At 35.8% G+C, this 19,455-nt stretch carries 16 protein-coding genes; 10 read left to right on the forward strand and 6 right to left on the reverse strand.

The genetic code is table 11. The features are described from left to right. Positions 1-54: 54 nt before the first annotated feature. The 6 genes from BLS98_RS08650 to BLS98_RS08675 all read right to left on the reverse strand — a co-directional run bounded on the left by BLS98_RS08650 (position 55) and on the right by BLS98_RS08675 (position 9,485). Positions 55-1,908: an alkaline phosphatase family protein gene (locus BLS98_RS08650; protein ID WP_089735521.1), complete on the reverse strand. Its 1,854-nt coding sequence runs from the start codon at positions 1,906-1,908 to the stop codon at positions 55-57. Positions 1,909-2,453: 545 nt separating this feature from the next. Beyond that, positions 2,454-3,122 (reverse strand): HAD-IA family hydrolase, encoded by a 669-nt coding sequence (locus BLS98_RS08655; protein ID WP_089735522.1) that lies wholly within the window; start codon positions 3,120-3,122, stop codon positions 2,454-2,456. 6 nt (positions 3,123-3,128) lie between these two features. Beyond that, entirely contained in the window at positions 3,129-4,283 is a 1,155-nt protein-coding gene (locus BLS98_RS08660; protein WP_089735524.1) for a TIGR03364 family FAD-dependent oxidoreductase, read from the reverse strand. An 11-nt stretch (positions 4,284-4,294) separates the two neighbouring features. Further along, positions 4,295-5,593: a DUF5690 family protein gene (locus BLS98_RS08665; protein WP_089735526.1), complete on the reverse strand. Its 1,299-nt coding sequence runs from the start codon at positions 5,591-5,593 to the stop codon at positions 4,295-4,297. A 9-nt stretch (positions 5,594-5,602) separates the two neighbouring features. Beyond that, the gene (locus BLS98_RS08670) at positions 5,603-8,428 is read right to left on the reverse strand and encodes a TonB-dependent receptor (protein ID WP_089735528.1); all 2,826 of its coding nucleotides are present in this window, start codon (positions 8,426-8,428) and stop codon (positions 5,603-5,605) included. 487 nt (positions 8,429-8,915) lie between these two features. Further along, positions 8,916-9,485 (reverse strand): helix-turn-helix domain-containing protein, encoded by a 570-nt coding sequence (locus BLS98_RS08675; protein ID WP_045492263.1) that lies wholly within the window; start codon positions 9,483-9,485, stop codon positions 8,916-8,918. Positions 9,486-9,646: 161 nt separating this feature from the next. On the opposite strand from BLS98_RS08675, the gene BLS98_RS08680 reads away from it, so the two are divergent. The 10 genes from BLS98_RS08680 (at position 9,647) to BLS98_RS08725 (ending at position 19,312) form a co-directional block, all read left to right on the forward strand. Next, entirely contained in the window at positions 9,647-10,354 is a 708-nt protein-coding gene (locus BLS98_RS08680; RefSeq protein WP_089735530.1) for a response regulator transcription factor, read from the forward strand. Between the two features lie 3 nt (positions 10,355-10,357). Beyond that, positions 10,358-11,761, forward strand: coding sequence for a sensor histidine kinase (locus tag BLS98_RS08685; protein ID WP_089735533.1), 1,404 nt, complete (start codon positions 10,358-10,360; stop codon positions 11,759-11,761). 520 nt (positions 11,762-12,281) lie between these two features. Continuing rightward, on the forward strand, positions 12,282-12,776 hold the full coding sequence (locus BLS98_RS08690; RefSeq protein WP_089735535.1) for a hypothetical protein: 495 nt from the start codon (positions 12,282-12,284) through the stop codon (positions 12,774-12,776). Positions 12,777-12,808: 32 nt separating this feature from the next. Then, positions 12,809-13,636: a YoaK family protein gene (locus BLS98_RS08695; RefSeq protein ID WP_089735537.1), complete on the forward strand. Its 828-nt coding sequence runs from the start codon at positions 12,809-12,811 to the stop codon at positions 13,634-13,636. A gap of 245 nt (positions 13,637-13,881) precedes the next feature. Next, positions 13,882-15,678 (forward strand): DNA mismatch repair endonuclease MutL, encoded by a 1,797-nt coding sequence (gene mutL, locus BLS98_RS08700; protein ID WP_089735538.1) that lies wholly within the window; start codon positions 13,882-13,884, stop codon positions 15,676-15,678. A gap of 5 nt (positions 15,679-15,683) precedes the next feature. Beyond that, on the forward strand, positions 15,684-16,412 hold the full coding sequence (locus BLS98_RS08705; RefSeq protein ID WP_089735540.1) for a rhomboid family intramembrane serine protease: 729 nt from the start codon (positions 15,684-15,686) through the stop codon (positions 16,410-16,412). A gap of 9 nt (positions 16,413-16,421) precedes the next feature. Further along, positions 16,422-17,423: an endonuclease/exonuclease/phosphatase family protein gene (locus BLS98_RS08710; RefSeq protein ID WP_228425117.1), complete on the forward strand. Its 1,002-nt coding sequence runs from the start codon at positions 16,422-16,424 to the stop codon at positions 17,421-17,423. A 73-nt stretch (positions 17,424-17,496) separates the two neighbouring features. Continuing rightward, a complete protein-coding gene (locus tag BLS98_RS08715) occupies positions 17,497-18,468 on the forward strand; it encodes an endonuclease/exonuclease/phosphatase family protein (protein ID WP_089735749.1) in 972 nt (323 codons plus the stop codon). Positions 18,469-18,472: 4 nt separating this feature from the next. Further along, complete coding sequence (locus tag BLS98_RS08720) at positions 18,473-18,835, forward strand: hypothetical protein (RefSeq protein ID WP_089735542.1); 363 nt, start codon at positions 18,473-18,475, stop codon at positions 18,833-18,835. A gap of 30 nt (positions 18,836-18,865) precedes the next feature. Further along, a complete protein-coding gene (locus BLS98_RS08725; protein WP_089735543.1) occupies positions 18,866-19,312 on the forward strand; it encodes a hypothetical protein in 447 nt (148 codons plus the stop codon). The last annotated feature ends 143 nt before the right edge of the window (positions 19,313-19,455 follow it).

The following is a 19,455-nucleotide window of genomic DNA, read 5'->3' on the forward strand; positions in this document are numbered from 1 at the left end:
GGATGGTTATATCCTTGTTCCAATATCAAATTTAAATCTAATTGTTTTACTGTTTTATTTCTTGATAAAAGCCTTTGTCAGAGACTTTTTATTTCCATTAAGTTTAATGAAATACATTCCGGATGGAAGACCTTCAATATTGATTTTCTCATTATAATTCCCATTGGAAGATCTTAATTTTCTGGTGGAAACAAGTGAGCCTTTAGAATCCATAATTTCAGACTTAATTTCTTTATCTCCAGATTGATAGCTGATGTTAATTTGAGTGGAGGCAGGGTTTGGATAGACTTTAAAATCTTCGCTGATCATTGTAACATCCTTGGTTGCTAATACATCTTTTGAGCAGGCCGGGATTCTATTTACCCCATCTATTCCCCATGAAGCCTGTATCGGAATACAAAGCCAGTTCAATACGGTTGGGAAATGATCTGTTTCTCTTGTTGTTGAGGAATAATCATAAACTTTAAACGTATTTGAGGCATTGGCAGTATAAGTTGGAGAACCTGTAATATTCATATGATTCGCATTAGGACTTGAATCTGTCAAAGTATTTCCTGCTGTTTCATCACATTTCCAATTAGCCAAAAGCTGAGCATAATAAGGATGTGATGCAGTAATATCCTGATTCGCCCAATTTACAAGTACATCATTCGGAAGCGCAGATTTCCAGATTCTTACATCTTTGTAAGAAGCGGCAAGATTAACACTGTAAGTATTTGTCCCATCCTGATTTAATGTGAATGGAAGTACAGAATCAATGTTTCCGATTGTGCTCATTTTAGCAAAAGTAACGGGAACACCATCTTCAAATAGGGTTACAAGGCCGTCTCTGTCGAAGCTTGCGGCAATATGTTTCCATTTGTTGGTTTCCACTTTGCCGCCTACAAGATCAATTCGGTTGGTGCCATCTGCAATATTCATTTTAAAATTCTGTCCGGAATATCCTGAGAAGATAATTCCTTTATTCTTTCCGTTATTCCAGTTTTTATTTCCAATAAATACAGGATCACTGGTATAAGCGGCATTAGGTTTTACCCAAAATTCAATCGTGAAATCCTGATTTGCTCCAAAATTAAATGGAGTTTGGTTTGTCGGTTTTGCATAAGCACCTGAAGGAAGATTAAATTGGTTAAAGGTTTTATTAGATTCAAGAACTGTTTTACTGATCTGTTGAGGGGTAAATCCGGGGTTGGAATATACCGTAAAAATATTTCGTTCTGAAAGATTTCCGCCGCCATGAGAGCTTTCTACAGCACCATGATCTGTTGTTAAAACTACCAACCAGTCTTCATTTTGGTAAGTCGATCTGCTTTTCATAGCATTTACAATCTCGCCAATATAGGTATCTGTAGTCTGAATAGAAGAAACATACTGTGGAATGGCAGAAGAAAATCCGTAAGAATGTCCTGCATGATCCACATCATCAAAATCTACGAACAGAATATCCGGATTATCATTCTGTAAAGCATTGACGGCTGCATTTTTCACGGCGAGATCTGTTCCTAAATTCGATTTTACGTCTGCATTTTGTATGATTTTATCATTGATAGGTGCCCAATTGACAAGAGACATTGTTCTTAAATTAGGATTATAGGCTTCAGCTCTTGAGATAAAGTCAGGGTAGTTACTATAATTTGGATTAGTAAAACTATTATCCTGTACATTATGCTTGGTATGCCATACACCTGTAAGCATGGTACTCCAACCATTTCCGCTCCATGTGGTGGCAGCACACAATCCGTCAAGAGAGTAGATAGATTGACTGATGAGGTTTTTGATGTTAGGTGCATTGGTAGACATCATGACATCTGCACGACAACCGTCAATACCGATAAAAAGGACTTTTTTGGTTTGAGCTCCAAGGAAACAGCTCATTACAACAGCCATTGAGAATAGTTTTGTTTTCATGGGATAAAGGGTTTTGAAAAGTAAAAGTTTACAAATAGTAATTTATTTTTTAATAATTGTAAAATTAGTTTACTATTTGTAAATATATGTGAACTGAAAATTAATTTATTGATAATTAAAAAGTTGCTCTAAAAATGAATTTTTAGAAATAGGTGTAGTCTTGTAACTATAATATTATTAATGTTTTAACGTATTGATTGCTTTAAATTGAAACTATGCATGTAGAGATGCAATTAAGGATTATTGAAAATTTCAAAGTTGACAAATAGTAAAAGTAGGTATTTGTCATTCTGAGCTTGTCGAAGAATCTTAAATGCATTTTGAGATTCTTCATTACGCTTCTGAAGCCCGTTCTCAGACCTTCAGTCTGTATTCAGAATGATCAGTGGGAAAGTTCAACGAAGGCAAATATTCAGTCGAGAGAGTGATAATTCCCCTCCCTCGGAGGGGTGGCAAATCGAAGATTTGACGGGGTGGTTTGGGTGGTTAAAAAAAAGACACAAATGCCTAGTAAAAACATTTGTGTCAAAGTATAAAGCAAGTATTTAAAGAATATTTATAGCCTCAGAAATCGTATTGAAGATATAATCAGGTTCCGCTTTTTCCAGTTCTGTTCTACTCTGAGCTCCAGAAAGGACAGCAATCGTCAATCCGCAGCCTGCATTTTTTCCCTCTTCAATATCAATCACAGAATCTCCGGCTTTTAAAACCTTTTCCGGTTCCTGAATATTGAATTTTTTCATGGCCAGATGAATCATTTCCGGGCTTGGTCTGCTTTCCGAAACATCATCAGCAGTGATTAAAGCATCAAAATGTACATTTTCTTTCCACTGAAGTTTATCCAAAAGCTGTTGGGCAATTTCTGCGGTGTAGCCTGTGTTTAGCACCACTTTTTTATGCTGAGCTTTCATTGTAAGAAGAAAGTCTTCCGTTCCGTTGATGGGTTTTATATCCAAATTCTGGTAAGCATTTTTTAATTTTCCGGAGAAGTTTTCAAAAATAGGAACAGCATCCGCCTCATTTCCATTAATTTCCTTTAATAAGCTGGTGATGGCCTCCAGTTTTTCCATTCCAGCACAAGTGATAAGAACCTGTTCCAAATTAACTTTGTAGCCATGTTCATTAACAGCTTCTGTTAAAGTTTTATACACTACATTATCTTCATCCACTGTAGTTCCGGCCATATCCAGAACCAATAATTCTATATTTTTCATTGAAATTTATGCGTAAATTTTGTCTATGTTAAACTTAGAGAAGCCACCGCTTCCCGTCATTCCTTTTCCACCAATACCTGTTACAATATGAATGTTAGGCGATGGGCTGTGTTCAAAAATGTCTTTTGTTTTGCACTGAGAGTATACTCCAAACCATCTTCTCTGGATTTCATAAGTAGGAAGATCGATGATTTTCTTTGCTTCATGAATCATGAATTCGTCAATTTCCATATTTAAATCAAAACCAAGATCATCTGCATTTTTAGCATCAGCGTATTCATGAGAGTCTCCAAGAATTATGGATCCGTCTAATGCCTGCTTGAAAAGGATGTGAACTCCAAATTTTTTCTCAAACGAATTAGGATCTTCTAACGATTTGATTTTCTGGAAAGAAGCACATTCGCTAAATGATTCATATCTTCGGATGGAAAGCCCTGTCAGAATATTTCCCTGAAGAGAATAAATTCCCTGAGGCTTGGTTTGAAGCATCTGAAGTTTACTTACTTCCAAATCACTGTCATTGAATACATTAGGATACAAAGTTTTGAACTCATGTCCCCCACAAATAATGATCTTAGAAGCGGTGTATTCTTCTCCGTCTGCTGTGATAGCAATACATTTTTGATCGTTTTCATGGGTTTCCACAACCGTCGTATTATAAATAATCTGTAAACCCATTTTTTCCTGTAACAGCTTGTGAAGCTTTACAATCATATCTGCAGAATCTACAGAAAGCTCCTGAGGAAAGAACAATCCGCCTTTACAATAATCGGAACGAAGGCCGTCAAAATTCTTGATGCAGTCGCTTTTGGATAATAAAGCAGATTCATAATCATTATTTCTGTTGATTTCATACAGCTCTTCAATAAGCTGAAGTTCCTCATCATTGGAAGCTATGTACACAGATCCGTTTTGTCTGATGGTAAGATCTGCTTGAGTATGAAGTTCATTATATATTGCGAGACTTTCTCTTCCGAAGTTTTGCCATTTAAGATCCATTCCGGAAGGAACTACCTGTCCGAAATTTCTTACGGTGGCCCCCTGAGGGATAGAGTTTCTTTCCAGTAAAGCTACCTTAAGATTTTTCTTCAACGCATGATACGCATGGAATGTTCCTAAAATTCCGCCTCCCACAACGAGTAAATCAAATTTTGTTTTCATTGTACTATAATTTATAAGATTTTCGAAGTATCGAAATTGATGTATTGATTAGAATTTGAATTAGGTTTTGCCTTCTTTCTGAAAGCCAGAAAAGCAATAATTGAAAGGATTAAAACACTGATGGTGATAATATAATTCAGGCTGATATAAAAATTAAGCCATGAAGTCTGAGCCGAACCGAAGTTTTTATAAAGCAGAATTAAAACACTTCCCAGATACCCGAAAGAATCTACAATATAGATCAGAAACCCTACATTTCCTTTGATATCAAATGCTGCTATCATTCTGTCAAAATAAATCCCATTAAACGGAATATAGCAGATATACATTCCAAAACCGGAAATTGTCATCCATAAAAAAGGAGATAATGCATTCTGTTGAAATAAATAAGTGGAAAGCCCTACCGTTAGAATTCCCGCAAAAAGGATGTAATGATAGTATGCAAATGCCTTTTTGTTGTTTTTTACTTTGACCATGAAGCTTAGTATCAATAATACCATGACCGCAATCGGAATTTCAGTCAGGGTAAAAACAGAGCTGTCAAAACTAAAATGAAGGCCATCCCAGATCTCACGGTTGAAATTATCTCTGAAATCCCTTAAGACAGTTAAACAGATGTACAGAAAAATAATACAGACAATCGGAACAAAGAAACGTTGAACAAGTGCTCTTCTTTCTGTACCGTTCAAAGGCTGTCTTTTGCTTTTAAGCATCACATCCTCTTCATTAGGCTTGGGGATTTTTTCCAACAGGAGTCCGGAAAGAATTAACGGAATAATAAAAATCAATCCCGCAGAAAAAGGCATCCAGAACTCTGAAATGGAAAAAGTATCCATCAAAAACTTTCCTACGGACTTGGTGAATCCTGAAGAAACAACAAAGCTTGAACAAAGGAAAAGCCCGATGATTTCAGTTGTTTTGCGGCCTTCAATGTATGAAAATACAATACCCCAGATCATTCCCAACGGAATTCCATTCAGAAACATAAAAAGAATATTGTAAGGAGCCGGTACCAATGCAAACCCTAATAAAGAAAGCTCTGCTATGGCAATAAAAGAAAATAAATAAGTCAGTCTTTTCGCAGGTTTTAGCTCAGAAATAAATTTAATTCCAATAAACTTAGATATAAAATAACCTACAGCCTGCGCAATAATAATCAGAATTTTATAATCAACCCCGAAATAGGAGAGTCCTTCAAAAGAGGCTACAGTAAAAGGTTTTCTGAAACCGTACATGCAAAAGTAAACTCCGAAGGCAGCAAAAGCAGCCTTCAGGGTTATCACTGTTTTTTTATTGATGGTTCTGGCCATGGTGATGGTTTAGAAGTTCAGTTTTATTCCAAGGTTACATCGTACTCCGTAGTATTCTACCTGTTCAGGACGGTCTTCGTTTTTTCCGAAGTGGTAGATCAAAGGTTTATTCAGGATGTTGTTGATGTCCATATACAGGCCTATATTTTTGGTGAACTGATAGGAACCTCCAAAGTCTAAGCTGCTGTATTTTCCATAGTAAGAATCATTAATATCCTCTTCAGCGTATTCTACAGCATATTTTCCTTTATAGTTGTAAGCTATTCTGGCATTGAACTCTTTTTTCTCGAAGAATAGCTGTACGTTATACAATTCTTTAGCCTGGTAAGGAAGTGCCACCTTTCTTCCGCTTGGTTTTTCCATTTCAGAAGTCATGAAGGTAGCGTTCACCTGAGCTCCAAAATACTGCAAGAAGCCTGGAAGAAAATCAAATCTTTTGGTGATTCCTAATTCAATACCACCTAGCCATGCTGCACTTCCGTTGTTTGGGGCAGAGAACTGCACTCCGTTCATTCCATTATACTCTCCAATGAAAGAATCCTGAAAAATTGGATCTGTAATAGATTTATAGAAAACACCACCGCTCAGGATACCGACATTCGAGAAATAATATTCTCCCATCAGATCAAAGTTCAATGAATAGGTTGGATTAAGATTGGGATTCCCTCCTTTGAATTCATTATCCGCTTCACTATAAGTTCCACCGGGTGTAAGATCTCCGAAATTAGGTCTTGAAAAAGTTCTGGTTGCAGCAAAACGAAGATTGGTTTTATCATTCAACGTATATTTCAGATGAAGCATAGGAAGAACAGCCAAGTAATTTTTAGTATGCTCTACAGGTGTCAGTACATCATCAATCACATTATATCCTTTTACCTTTGTATTGGTATTTGATAATCTGATTCCTCCTAAAAGGGTAATCTTATCATTCAGTTTGTAGGTTGCCATTCCATAAGCATCAGCGTGCTTTTCAAAAACATCAAAGTTTCTTCCCAACGCTTTATTATATTCTAGTGACTCAGAATCAGCAGTATTGATCTTCAGTTTTCCCTGATTATCATACCAGAATTGGTTCATTCCTCCCGTAGAAAGTACAGGCCCGAATGTATTGCCAATATGAGCATTCATTTCGCTTAAATATTTTCTTCCATTCGGCTGAGTGGTAATAAATTGAGCGTAATCCGATAGAAGAGGAGCGGTTCCGTTACTCCAGTTGTAGAAAATATCAGAGAATTTAGCATTACGTTCCTTATCCCTGTATTTGAAACCATACTTTACAGTTAGTTTATCTGATGCATTGATTTCGTGATTGAAAGCGGCTACAATTTTATCTTTTTCTTGTACGAAAACCTTATAAAATTCAAGATCGGTAAACTTCATCTGGGTAGCATCCATTTTAAAGTCTGGATTGCTGTAGAAACCAAATAATGCATCCGGGTTTTTGTAATCTAACTTCCCACCATCAGCTTTCCAATAGGCTCTTGGTCCATTTCCGCGATCAGAAATATAATCTGGGTTGATCCCAACTCCGGATTGCGTATATTTAATTACATAATAAGAATTGTTCTGTTTATCAGGAATATTGCCATACTTAAACTGATTGTCGTAATACGATAAATCCCAGTCAATTTTTCCTTTATTTAAATTATGAACTCCACCTAATGAAATTGAAGTAAGCTCTGTAATCAATAAGTTATGGATGTTCTGAAGTTCTACTCTGGCAGTATTATTAGCCGAACTGAACTTATCAAATCTTACTCTGTGTTTGTAATGGGTCTCATCATCAGATAACGTTCCGTACATTCCTTTCAGATAGAAGGTGTTTTTAGGAGAAAGTACATATTCAAATGCAGCATTAATTCCGGTTGTCTTTCTTACTCCGTTATAATCACGAAGTTCCATTCTGAAAACTCCCTCATCACCGCTTCTCCTTGCTTCAAAATTATCCGTTGACCAGTTTCTGATGAAATGTGCAAAATTGAATAAGTATCCGAATTTTTTATCCTTTGTTCTTCCGCCATACAATAAGCCAATATTATAAACGCCTTTATCTGCTTTAGCATTGTAACCACTTCCTAATGTGGCTTTAAACTCCGTTTTCATAGGAGGAGTTTTGGTAATAAAGTTAACACCGCCGCCAATTCCATCTGCTTCTAAATCAGGAGTAAAGGATTTGTTGACATGAACGTAAGAAATAAGCTCTGTTGGGAAAAAGTCAAAAGCAGTAGCTCTGGATGTCGTTTCCTCTTCTGCAGTTGGTAATCTGTTCCCATTGATAGTGGTAGATGCCCAGAATGGAGGAAGTCCCCTTAGAGAAACGAATCTTCCCTCTCCCTGATCTCTTTCAATAGAAACCCCCTGTACACGCTGTACGGTTTCTGCAGCATTTCTGTCCGGAAGTTTTCCAATTCCGTCTGAGGCGATTACATTGGTGATGTTGATCGCGTTTTTCTGTAAGTTTAAGGCTCTTGCCTCTGTATTTTTTAGGGTTCCGGTAACAACAACTTCGTCAATATTCTTTCTGGGCTGTGAAAGCTTTATCGTTCCAAGATCCGTGGTTTCATCAGATTTTAAATTAACTGTAATATCAGTAGTAGCATAACCAATATAGCTGATTTGTAAACTATATTCTCCTTCTTTGATGTCATTGATGGTAAATTTTCCGTCAACATCCGTGGTTATACTTTTGGATGAACCTTTTATTTTGACGGTGGCGCCGGGAAGCGGTTGACTGTCATCAAGAACAGTTCCTATAATTAATTGCTTTTGTGCTGAAACAAAAGTGACGAGACAGACAGAAGCAAGGGTAAGTAATTTCTCTAAATTTGTTTTCATTTTTACATATATTAAATTTTTTATGCAAATCAAGCTAATAATTTTAATATATATAAATATTTCGTGTTAAGTATTGATTAACAAATCAGGGCTATTTATTACCCAAATTTTACTTTCTGAATTTTTATTGATGTGAAAAAGCAGGGCGACAATCTTTTAATAAATCCTTTATTTGTAGATTGTTATAAATGGATTAAAACGTAATTTTTTAAAGGATAATTTTCAGTTTAAATGAGGTTTTTGATTAACATATCGTTCATTTTAATCAAAAATAAGAAAACTAAAAGTTTACAAATAGTAAACTTTTTGATGGCAGATCATGATGTTGCTACAGATAAAATAAATTTTTCGCCACGAATACACGAATAAAATAATGCAGTATTTTAAAAATCTATGGACTTATGTAGTTTAAAAATTAAGTATAACCACATTAGGCACATAGAAATCATTCGTGCATTCGTGGCTAAAAACTTTGTGTAATAAGAGCCTAAGCGGTGTAAAAATAAAGAACAAGCATCACACAGCTTTCATTACTGATGCTTACCGGAACGTGCGGAAACTTTCCATTAAAATATAAAGAATCACCCTCTTTCATAATGACTTCCTCATTATCAATGATGTATTTTACTTCTCCTTTCAGAATATATTTGAATTCCCAGGCGTCTGTAATTACTTTTTCCCTTTTAGAATTCGGTTCAAGAGTAAGCAATACTGCTTCAAAGCCCAGAGAATGAAGACTTTTGCTGAAGATATGCATGTATTTAAAGCCTTCAGCTTCAACCTCTTTTTCTATAACCTGCTGGCTTTCTTTAGGAACGTAAATGAATTTTGCATTGGATTTTTTCTCTACTCCCTCAAAGAAGTAGCTGGCATCAATATCTAAAGACTGAATAAGATCCAATAAAACAGGAAGTGAAGGAATCGTTCTTCCATTTTCGATGCGGGAAACAAGACCGTTACTTACATTAGCTCTGAAAGCCAGTTCGTTAATGGTTAGATTATTCTTTTTTCTAATGTCCTTTAATCTTTTTCCGATCCCTATTAAAAAATCATTCATGCTATATTCAATGAAAAACAAAGGTAGTATTATTCTATATAGGTTGTATGGTAAAAAGAGGAATTCACAAAAAGGTAAAATCATAAAAAGATTGAAGGAGTTTCCAGGTTTGTCTATCCCAATAAAATTTCCCTATTTTTGTAAAACTCCTTATTTCATTTATGAAAAAAATAATTCTCATCGAAGACGAAACCAGTGTAGTCTCTTTTATTAAAAAAGGCCTTCAGGAAAACGGATATGAAATTTCCGTAGCTTTTGACGGGCGTACCGGTGTACAGCTGGTGCAGGCCAATGATTTCGACTTGGTGATTTTAGATATTATGCTTCCGGAAATGAATGGACTGGACGTGTGTAAGGAGATCCGAAAAACCAACCAAAGTGTTCCGATTTTATTCTTAACAGCTTTGGGAACTTCTGAAAATATCGTTCTGGGACTGGAAAGTGGTGGAGATGACTATTTGGTGAAGCCTTTCAAATTTATTGAACTGGTGGCCCGTGTAAAATCTTTGTTAAGAAGAAGTCATAATAACGGACCACAGGAAACTGTTGAGCCGGAACCAGATAACGAAGATGTATTTAACTTCTCTGATTTAACAGTAAATGATTATACGAAAAAGGTAACTCGCGCTGGAGAGGAGATCACCCTTACTTCTACGGAGTACAAGTTATTGCTTTACTTCCTGAATAACCCAGAAAAAGTGATTTCCAGAGCTGAAATACTTGACGCTGTCTGGGGAGTAAACTATGAACTGGGAACCAATGTGGTAGATGTTTACGTGAATTATCTAAGAAAGAAATTGGATGATAGGGATGATAATAAACTAATTCACACCGTAATAGGAATGGGTTACGTTCTGAAAAAAGCTTAATGAATGTTTAACAGAGTGATTACAAATCAGACCAAAACGATGGTACTTTTAATGTTGGTTTTTACCGCCATTATTCTGTTGTTCAGTGGTTTGGTTTATTTTTCAATCGTTAATTTTTCCCACCAGAGGTTTTATGAACTCTTAAAAATTCGTACGGCTACTATTGTTCAGATAGAAAAAAGTAAGGATCATCTGGACCTTCCAGAAAATTACATTCTCAGCAGCCTGAATGATGAAGAGCTTCCGATGGAAAAGGATTATGTTTTTGCGGTTCCAACGGATTCTAACTTCAGGAAAATCTCTCAGGAAGTTCATATTCCCGATTATTTCTTTAAAAATATCCTTAAAAAAGGAGAAGATAATTATAACGACAAAGAATTCTATTATATTGGTCAAAGCTTTAGGTATGATGATAAAGATTATATCGCCATTGCATCAGCCAAAAACCATTATGTAATCTATTATCTTGGATTCCTTAAAAGAACGCTGCTTACCTGTATTGTGCTTTCATTATTCTTCAGTATGATTTTCTCATTCTATCTGTCGAAAACCCTCTTTAAGCCTATTCTTAAAATTACAGGAAAAGTAAAAGAGATCAGTTCTGAAAACCTTCACCTTCGATTAGAGCCTCAACCGGATAATAAGGAGCTGAATGAGCTGGTAGATACCTTTAATGACATGCTCAATCGCATTGAAACCTCTTTTGAGACTCAAAACCATTTGATCGGAAATGTTTCTCATGAGCTGAGAACTCCTTTAACTTCCATTATGGGAGAGGCGGATGTTGCCCTTTCCATCAGCAGAACGCCGGAAGAGTATAAAGAAACCCTTGAAATTATTCTGGATGAAGCTGAGAAGCTTGATAAAAAGATCAAGGCACTTTTAATGATTGCCCAAACCGGATTTGATGGGAAGATCCAGAAAATGGATAAAGTGAGAATGGATCAGTTGCTTTGGGATGTTATTGAAACCTTGAGAAAAATTGATTCCAGAAATAATATCTATCTGGATATCAGTATGCTTCCTGATAATCCTAAAAAATTGAAAGTACAAGGTAATGAGCAGCTTCTGCACCTGGCGGTTGCAAACATTATCAGTAATGGCTGTAAATATTCTAATTTCCAGCAGGTGAAAGTTTCCCTGGGCGCTACCGATGCTGATGTTTATATCATTGTAAAGGATAACGGGATCGGAATTCCGCAGCAGGAAATGAATAAAATCTACGATCCTTTTTTCAGAGCTTCCAATACCAATAATTATGAAGGCTATGGAATAGGACTTCCATTGGCAAGAAACATTGTAAGAATGCATCACGGGGAACTGATTGTGACATCCAATGAAAATCAGGGAACTACAGTACAGATGCGTTTTCCTAACTTTTACAGTACACAGAAAGAAACAGTGTAGATCTGAAGATAAAAGTAACTAAAGACTTTCTGAAAATGCTTTGAAAGGATCTTCAACAATGAGGATCCACATTCCACAGTTATTAATGATTTTTTATGTTAGCTTATAAGTCTATGTGCCTATGTGGTTTAATTTTTTACCACATAGGCACATAGAGCGTTGCTTTAATATATGCTTGCTGAAAATCTTTGATTTTCTTGCGCCTTAAAAGCAGTTTATTATTTAAACCCTTGCGCCTTTGCGTCCATCCAACATAATGAATTTTTTTTTGGAAAAGCGCAAAGGCGCAATGATTTTATCTGCGATAAAATTTAATCACACTGATTTATGTTATTGGTAATGTTGTTGTTATGTTATTTTACTTGCTGCAGATTTGTTCATATTAATACCTATTAACAATTTTCTAATCTCATTTTAATCTCTTTAATGACATTTTAATTCCGTTCCAAAGAACTTCTAATCTCGCCATTCTAATTTTGTATCATCAAAAAAGATAAACACAATACAAAATAATAAGAACATGGCTAAAACAATTTTAATTGCAACAGATTACTCTCTTGAGTCATTAAACATATTGAAAAAAGTACTGAGAGAAAAAGATGCTTCTGAAGATCAAAATCAATATAATATTCTTCTGGTTTCGGGATATGACTCCGGGGATTCTATCAGAGATCTTTTATTCAATACCAAGACAACGGTTTTTAATAAAATCAGACCTACTGAATTCTGTGATGGCTATGAAATCATCAAGAATAAATATCCTCATTTAGTTAATAAAATTGTCTGCGACATCTTTACAGGGAGTTTTCAGAGAACTTTCAACCAATATGTAGAGGCTCATAATATTGAAGAGGCTTATTATTCTCCCTCTATTAAAAGTAAAGGAAAAGGAAAATTTGATCTTGTTCCTTACATCAAAAAACACAAATCGCTTCAGTCCGGGGAAATTACCCTTGAGATTAGAGAAAGACTTCCGGAAAGAGGAAGGCTGGCAGAGATCTTTGTAGAGGTCTAATCATCATCAACACAATTTAAAAAAGATAAAAAATGTTAAGAAATTATAGTAACAGCAGAACATTGGGAGACAATATCAGGTTGGGGACGCTGACTGCCTTCACGGCAGGTACTATAAATATTGCATCCCTACTTATATTTCTCTCTTTTACATCCAACGTAACAGGTCACTATGCCATTTTAGCTGCAGAAATCAGTAAAGGAAACTGGTCTCAGGTAGCAATCATGGGCAGCTGGATATTTTTATTCTTCTTCGGAAGTTTCCTGTCCAATTTCATTGTGATTAATTTTAATAAGAAAAGCAAGTATTTTGCTCATGCAATGCCTCTTGTATTGGAAATATTATGTTTGTTTGGAGTAGGAGTATACGGACAATTGTATTATCAGAAAACGTTGGAAGAAACGGAAGTTTTAGTAGCAATAATGCTTTTTGCCACAGGATTACAGAATGGCTTAACGGCAAGTATTTCCAACTTCTCTGTTAAAACAACCCACCTTACGGGAACAACAACTGACTTAGGAATTCTGGTTTCCATGTTTACTCAAAAGAAATACAGAAAAAACGGTGAATTAATCGGAAGAGCAAAATTGCTCTTGAGTATTATGTTAGCTTATGTATTAGGCGCTGTATTTTCAGGATTAACCTATTACTATCTGGAATTTAGAGTATTCTACGTTATCAGTATGTGTCTTATGATCGTGATCGGATATGATGCTTATAAAATTCATGTAAGACACTTCAATACAAAGTACAGATACAACAGGATTTATAAAAAACCGAACCTTTTGGCTTATCTGTATGAGAAGATCCATGGGATTCCTAAAAGTAAAAAGAATAGAAAACTGGTCTTTGAAGACTAGGATTAGATACCTGGTGCAGGGTAAATATCACTATTAATTTTTTGTATAAACTAGCTGGTTCAATCCTCTATTGGTATAAAACAATAGGGGATTGTTCTCTTTGAAAGCTAATATCACAAACAGTTTGGAGCAGAATTTGCAGAAAGCTGTATTGTTGAAATGTTGATAATTAAATATTAATTCCCGTTTTTAATGTTTTAATTCCCATTTTCATTGACTATTTTTGTAAGTTGATTTACGTTTTTATGTCAGATATTATTCAGCTTTTACCGGATCATGTAGCCAACCAAATTGCGGCAGGAGAGGTGGTGCAGAGACCTGCATCCATCGTGAAGGAACTTTTGGAAAACGCTATAGATGCAGATGCAACGAAGATTGAACTGATTATCAGGGATTCCGGCAAAAACCTTATCCAAGTCGTAGATGACGGAAAAGGAATGTCCGAAACAGATGCCAGATTAGCATTTGAAAGACATGCTACCTCTAAGATCAGAGGAACGGAAGATATCTTTAAGATCGCAACAAAAGGGTTTCGTGGTGAAGCACTGGCTTCCATTGCTGCAGTTTCACAGGTTGAGCTGAGAACAAAGCAAAGGGAGGCTTCCATTGGAACCAACATATATATTGAAGGAGGAGTTTTTCAGTTTCAGGATCCTGTTCAGACTGCGGAAGGATCAAACTTTCTGGTAAAGAATCTTTTTTATAACGTTCCTGCCAGAAGAAAGTTTCTGAAAAATAATAATATTGAATTCAGACACGTCATTGATGAGTTTCAACGTGTTGCATTAGCACATGAAGGATTAGAGTTTTCTCTGTTTCATGATGATGAAGCTGTTTTCAGATTAAGAAAAGGAAGTCAGATGCAGCGTATTGTAGATGTTTTCGGAAGAAAGCTGCAGCCACTTTTAGTTCCTATTAAAGAAGATATCATCTGGTGTAAACTTCACGGGTTTGTTGCTAAACCTGAAGGAGCCAAAAAAGCTAGAGGTGAACAGTTCCTTTTTGTGAATGGAAGATATTTCAGAAGTCCATATTTCAATAAAGCAGTGCAGGAAGCTTTTGAAGGGCTGCTTCAGCCGGGACATGTTCCGTCATTTTTCCTTTATCTGGAGCTTGATCCTGAGAAAATTGATGTCAATATTCATCCGCAGAAAACAGAAGTGAAATTTGAAGATGAACACCTTATTTTCGCTTTACTCCGCTCTACCATCAAGAGATCACTGGGAATCTATAATGTTTCTCCAAGTCTTGATTTCGACAGAGACCCGGAATTGGATGAGATGATGAATAAACCCATTCCAAGCAAAGGCAACGGTGGTGGAGGCGGTATTATAAAAATGCCTGAAATTATTGTAGACAGGGATTATAACCCATTTTTAGAAGAAAGAAATGTAGTACATCCTGAAGAAATTCAGAATCTTACGGAAATGTACCATCAGAATATTACGGCAGAACCTTCAAAGATCAATCTGTTTGAAGATGAAGATTTTGATGAAGATCTGATGAGGTTACCCAACGGATACTGGCTGTTCAACAAAGGAGATGTTACCCTGATGCTTGATTTAGGAAGAATGCACAGATTATTGGTTTCAGAAAATAATAAATCTACCAGGAAATCAAATACAAACACAAACAGCCATGCTTTGCTTTTCTCCCTCGAGTATCATATGAATGAGATTGAGAAAAGTAAATACGAATCCATCAAAAAATATCTCCCTGAATTAGGGTTTGATATGAAAATTGCTCATGAAAGCGTATTGAGGATAGATTCACTTCCGGAAGGATTAAAAGAAACACAGGCGATGAAGTTCCTGGAAAACCTTTTTGAGATTCTGGATTATAAAACAGAAGATGAATTCATGCATTATTACCATAACCAGTGGAGCAAAATGCAGTCGAAGTCAAGATTTGACTTTATATATAAAAAAGACGCGGAACAGGTAATCAAAGACTTTACAGCATTAGGTTTCCCTGAGTTTTTGCCGGATGGAAAAAGATGCTTCTATGAAGTTCCGTTTAACGATTTTAAAAACAAATTTTAAAGAATATGTTTAACAATATACCACCCATTACAAGGAATATCATCATCATCAATGTGATTGTATTCATTGTTACTTCTTTAATGGGGAATCAGGTTATCGGTTATCTTGCCGGATTTTATCCTTTTTCTCCCTTCTTCCATTCATGGCAGGTGATTACTCACATGTTTATGCACGGAAGCATTATGCATATTTTGTTCAATATGATGACGCTTTTCAGTTTTGGTCCTATCTTGGAACAAACTCTGGGAGAAAAAAAATATCTGATTCTATATTTTTTAAGTGGGCTGGGCGCTTTCTTCCTGTTTAATTTGTGGAATTTTGTTGAAGCTCAGCAGCTTTCCAGCGAATTACAACAACTAGGATTTAATGTAGATGCTTATTTGTCCGGAGCCAGTGTACAGTTTGCAGGGAATGCAGATGCTGTTCTGAAACAGAAAGAATTACTGGATAGTTTAAAAGGAATTGTGGCAACCCCTATGGTGGGAGCTTCCGGAGCTATTTTCGGAGTGGTGGCTGCTTTTGCAACATTATATCCGGATTCAAAAATCGGAATTATGTTTATCCCTGTTCCCATAAAAGTAAAATACCTGTTACCCATTGTTATTGTGGTTTCTGTATATCTGGGAATTTCCGGAAATGGAGGTGGGATTGCTCACTTAGCTCACGTAGGAGGAGCTTTGGTAGGCTGGCTGTTGGCAAGAATTTGGAAGAAGCATTTGTATAGATTCAATTAATCATTTCCTGTGAAGATTTTCCGACTTATATTACTGATCCTGCATGTAGGAATTCTGTTCCTATTGCTGGGTTCACTATTGAATGACTATATTCCACCTAAAATATTTCCGTGGTTTAATCTGCTTTCTTTAGGATTTCCTATTCTTATGAGCCTGTATATTGTATTAACGGTATTTTGGGTGTTCAGCTGGAAGAAAAGAGCATTTGTATTCATGTTTGTGGGGCTAGCATTCATTAATCCTGTAAAACGATGGATTAATTTCTCTTCAGAGAAGAAAGAGAGTTCCAGCGCTATAAAGATTGTATCTTTCAATATAAAAGCGGGGCTTATGGGCAAGGAAGAGGTCTTAAACTATCTCAAAGCTCAGGATGCAGATGTTATCCTTTTGCAGGAAGATGGGGGAATAGAATATCCAACACTTAAAGGTTATAATAGAACTAAATCGAACGGAATTTTAACCATTCTGACGAAGCATAATCTATCTAACGAAAAATTAATTTTTTCTGAAGATGAAAATATGAAATTACAAAGTGCTCTACAGGCAGATATTGAAATAAAAGGAAGAACCTATAGATTTGTTGATGTCTATCTTTATCCGTTTCAGTTTGAAAAGAAGATGATTAAGCTTGATGGAGACACTGAAGCCAATGAGCAAAAAGTAAAGGGTGTTGTAAAAAAATTAATTCCTACTTTCAAAATACACCAGGATCAGGTAAAGAAAATCCGTCAGGGGATGGAAAATTCACCATATCCTGTTATTGTAACCGGAGATTTTAATTCTGTTCCCAATTCTTACGAATATTATCATTTATCCGAAGGCCTTGAAGATGCATTCATGACAGCAGGAAGAGGAAGTGCAACCAGCTTTCATGATTATAAATTTCCGATCAGGATAGACTATGTTTTTTATTCAAAATCTTTGAAGGCGATTTCCTATGTCGTTGACCGTTCTGTCAGTATTTCAGATCATTATCCTGTCATTTCTGAGCTTTCGATTAGTGATAAATAATCATAAAAATAGTTAAAGTTTGGCTGCTTGGTAGGGTTTTTGCTTAAAAAAACGGGTACCAAGAATGTTTTTCATGAAGTCGAATCAGATATTACTATTTATACATCTCGCTATTGCTGTTTTACTGCTATGCACATTGGGAAATGCATGGGTTCCGCCTAATATTTTAGGGAACCTTAATTTACTTTCTCTTGGTTTCCCCTATCTGATATCTGCACATATTCTTCTTACGTTGGTATGGATTTTCAAAAGAAACAAAATTGCTATTGCCTTTGCATTGGGAACATTGCTTTTTTATAATCCAATCAGAAGATGGGTTAATTTTTCACCCAAATCAGATAAAGTAAAAACAATACGAGATATCAAGGTTCTTACTTTTAATGTAAAATATGGTGATTACGGATGGGATAAAGTGAAAAACTATATCAAAGAGCAGGATCCGGATATCATTCTGGTACAGGAAAAAGATACCAACCGTGCTTTAAGACAGGATCTGGTAAAATACCCTTCTGTAATTCTAAAAACAAAGCATAAAATTCTAAGACAAGCAGAAATCATAGAAGATAATTCAAGAGGAAATTCTTTCTATGCAGATGTAGATATCAATGGAAAGATCATCAGAATTGTAAATGTTTATCTGGAGCCTTTCAGGCTTCAAAAAACAATGTTCACAAAACTGGACGCTATGGGAATTGGAAATGTTTCTGCCCTTCTTTCTCACATGATTCCTACTTTTCAGGCTCATGAAGATCAGATTAAAAAGATCAGAAAAGCGATTGATTTTTCTCCCTATCCGGTTATTGTAGCAGGAGATTTTAATTCTGTGCCGAATTCCTATGAATACTATAGTTTGGGAAAAGACCTTCAGGATGCTTTTTTAACAGCAGGAAAGGGAAGTGCTTCCAGTTTTCATGATTATAAAATTCCTTTGAGAATTGATTATATTTTCAGCTCGAAATCAATCATTCCACTAAGCTATAAAGTAGATCAGTCTGTGAAATTATCGGATCACTATCCCGTAATTGCAGAATTTCTGCTAAATTAGTTCCATGAAAAATTTATTGTCTGCAATTTTCATTTTTGTGCTTCTTTTAACAGCTTGTTCCAAGAAGGAATCTCCTGGATTTGGTGCTGAACAGGATCTGAAAATTCATTATGATACAATGGCTGTGGATTCTTTCTCCAATGGGGCTGTAACTGTAGATATTGCCCGCAAGATCAGAATGTCTTCACCACAGTATCTGGACTCTGTAAAACAGGCTAAAAAAGCGCTGGAAGAAGAACAGAAAATTAAAGCAGAATTGGATAAGGAAAATAAAAAGAAAGAAGAGGAAGAAAAGAAAAAAGCAGATGCTGAAAAGAAAGCGAAAACTGCTGAAACACCAACTTCCCCTGTAATCAAAACAGAATAAATTCAAAAAACATCTTTAAAAATATACAATATGAAAAAGCAAATTCTTGCAGCAATCGTGATTTCAGTATTCGCAGTTGCCTGCACAAAATCCACAACAAAGACAGAACAGGTAGAGAATGCAGACGGAACTGTTACTACCACAACTACAACGGTTTCTGAAACGTCTCCTCACATCGTTGACTCAGCAAAAGTGAATGAAGCTAAAGAAAAAGTTGATGCAAAACTAGATCAGGCCGGAAATAAGATAGATAATGCCGCTCAAAATGCTAAAGATAAGATTGATGCTACGGCAGACAAGACAAAACAAGATCTTAATAAAGCAGGGCAGGATATTAAAAATGAGGCTAATAAAGTAGGAAAAGACATTAAAACCGGAGCTCAGGAAGCAGGAAAAGATGCAAAAGATGCCGCTAGAAAAGGTGCCGCGAAAGTAGAGGATGCTGCTAAAAAATTAAAAGAAGATTTAAGTAAATAAAAACAAAACCCGCAGTTGAAATCAGCTGCGGGTTTTTTATTAGGTTGAAAGTCAAAAGAGGAAAGCTGGATGCTTCTTCCTCAATAACATTTAGTCTCTGTATTTTTACTCCTTTTTACTTAAAAAATATAAGTTGTATAAAG

Source organism: Chryseobacterium jejuense (genome assembly GCF_900100075.1).
GTDB classification, from domain to species: Bacteria; Bacteroidota; Bacteroidia; order Flavobacteriales; family Weeksellaceae; genus Chryseobacterium; species Chryseobacterium jejuense.

Bases quoted from the DNA above. Each gene is read 5' to 3' on its own strand.
- BLS98_RS08720 (WP_089735542.1), top strand. From the start codon at position 18,473: ATGAAAAATTTATTGTCTGCAATTTTCATTTTTGTGCTTCTTTTAACA.
- BLS98_RS08725 (WP_089735543.1), top strand. From the start codon at position 18,866: ATGAAAAAGCAAATTCTTGCAGCAATCGTGATTTCAGTATTCGCAGTT.
- BLS98_RS08680 (WP_089735530.1), top strand. From the start codon at position 9,647: ATGAAAAAAATAATTCTCATCGAAGACGAAACCAGTGTAGTCTCTTTT.
- BLS98_RS08670 (WP_089735528.1), bottom strand. From the start codon at position 8,428: ATGAAAACAAATTTAGAGAAATTACTTACCCTTGCTTCTGTCTGTCTC.
- BLS98_RS08655 (WP_089735522.1), bottom strand. From the start codon at position 3,122: ATGAAAAATATAGAATTATTGGTTCTGGATATGGCCGGAACTACAGTG.
- mutL (WP_089735538.1), top strand. From the start codon at position 13,882: ATGTCAGATATTATTCAGCTTTTACCGGATCATGTAGCCAACCAAATT.
- BLS98_RS08675 (WP_045492263.1), bottom strand. From the start codon at position 9,485: ATGAATGATTTTTTAATAGGGATCGGAAAAAGATTAAAGGACATTAGA.
- BLS98_RS08650 (WP_089735521.1), bottom strand. From the start codon at position 1,908: ATGAAAACAAAACTATTCTCAATGGCTGTTGTAATGAGCTGTTTCCTT.
- BLS98_RS08665 (WP_089735526.1), bottom strand. From the start codon at position 5,593: ATGGCCAGAACCATCAATAAAAAAACAGTGATAACCCTGAAGGCTGCT.
- BLS98_RS08685 (WP_089735533.1), top strand. From the start codon at position 10,358: ATGTTTAACAGAGTGATTACAAATCAGACCAAAACGATGGTACTTTTA.
- BLS98_RS08715 (WP_089735749.1), top strand. From the start codon at position 17,497: ATGAAGTCGAATCAGATATTACTATTTATACATCTCGCTATTGCTGTT.
- BLS98_RS08705 (WP_089735540.1), top strand. From the start codon at position 15,684: ATGTTTAACAATATACCACCCATTACAAGGAATATCATCATCATCAAT.
- BLS98_RS08690 (WP_089735535.1), top strand. From the start codon at position 12,282: ATGGCTAAAACAATTTTAATTGCAACAGATTACTCTCTTGAGTCATTA.
- BLS98_RS08695 (WP_089735537.1), top strand. From the start codon at position 12,809: ATGTTAAGAAATTATAGTAACAGCAGAACATTGGGAGACAATATCAGG.
- BLS98_RS08660 (WP_089735524.1), bottom strand. From the start codon at position 4,283: ATGAAAACAAAATTTGATTTACTCGTTGTGGGAGGCGGAATTTTAGGA.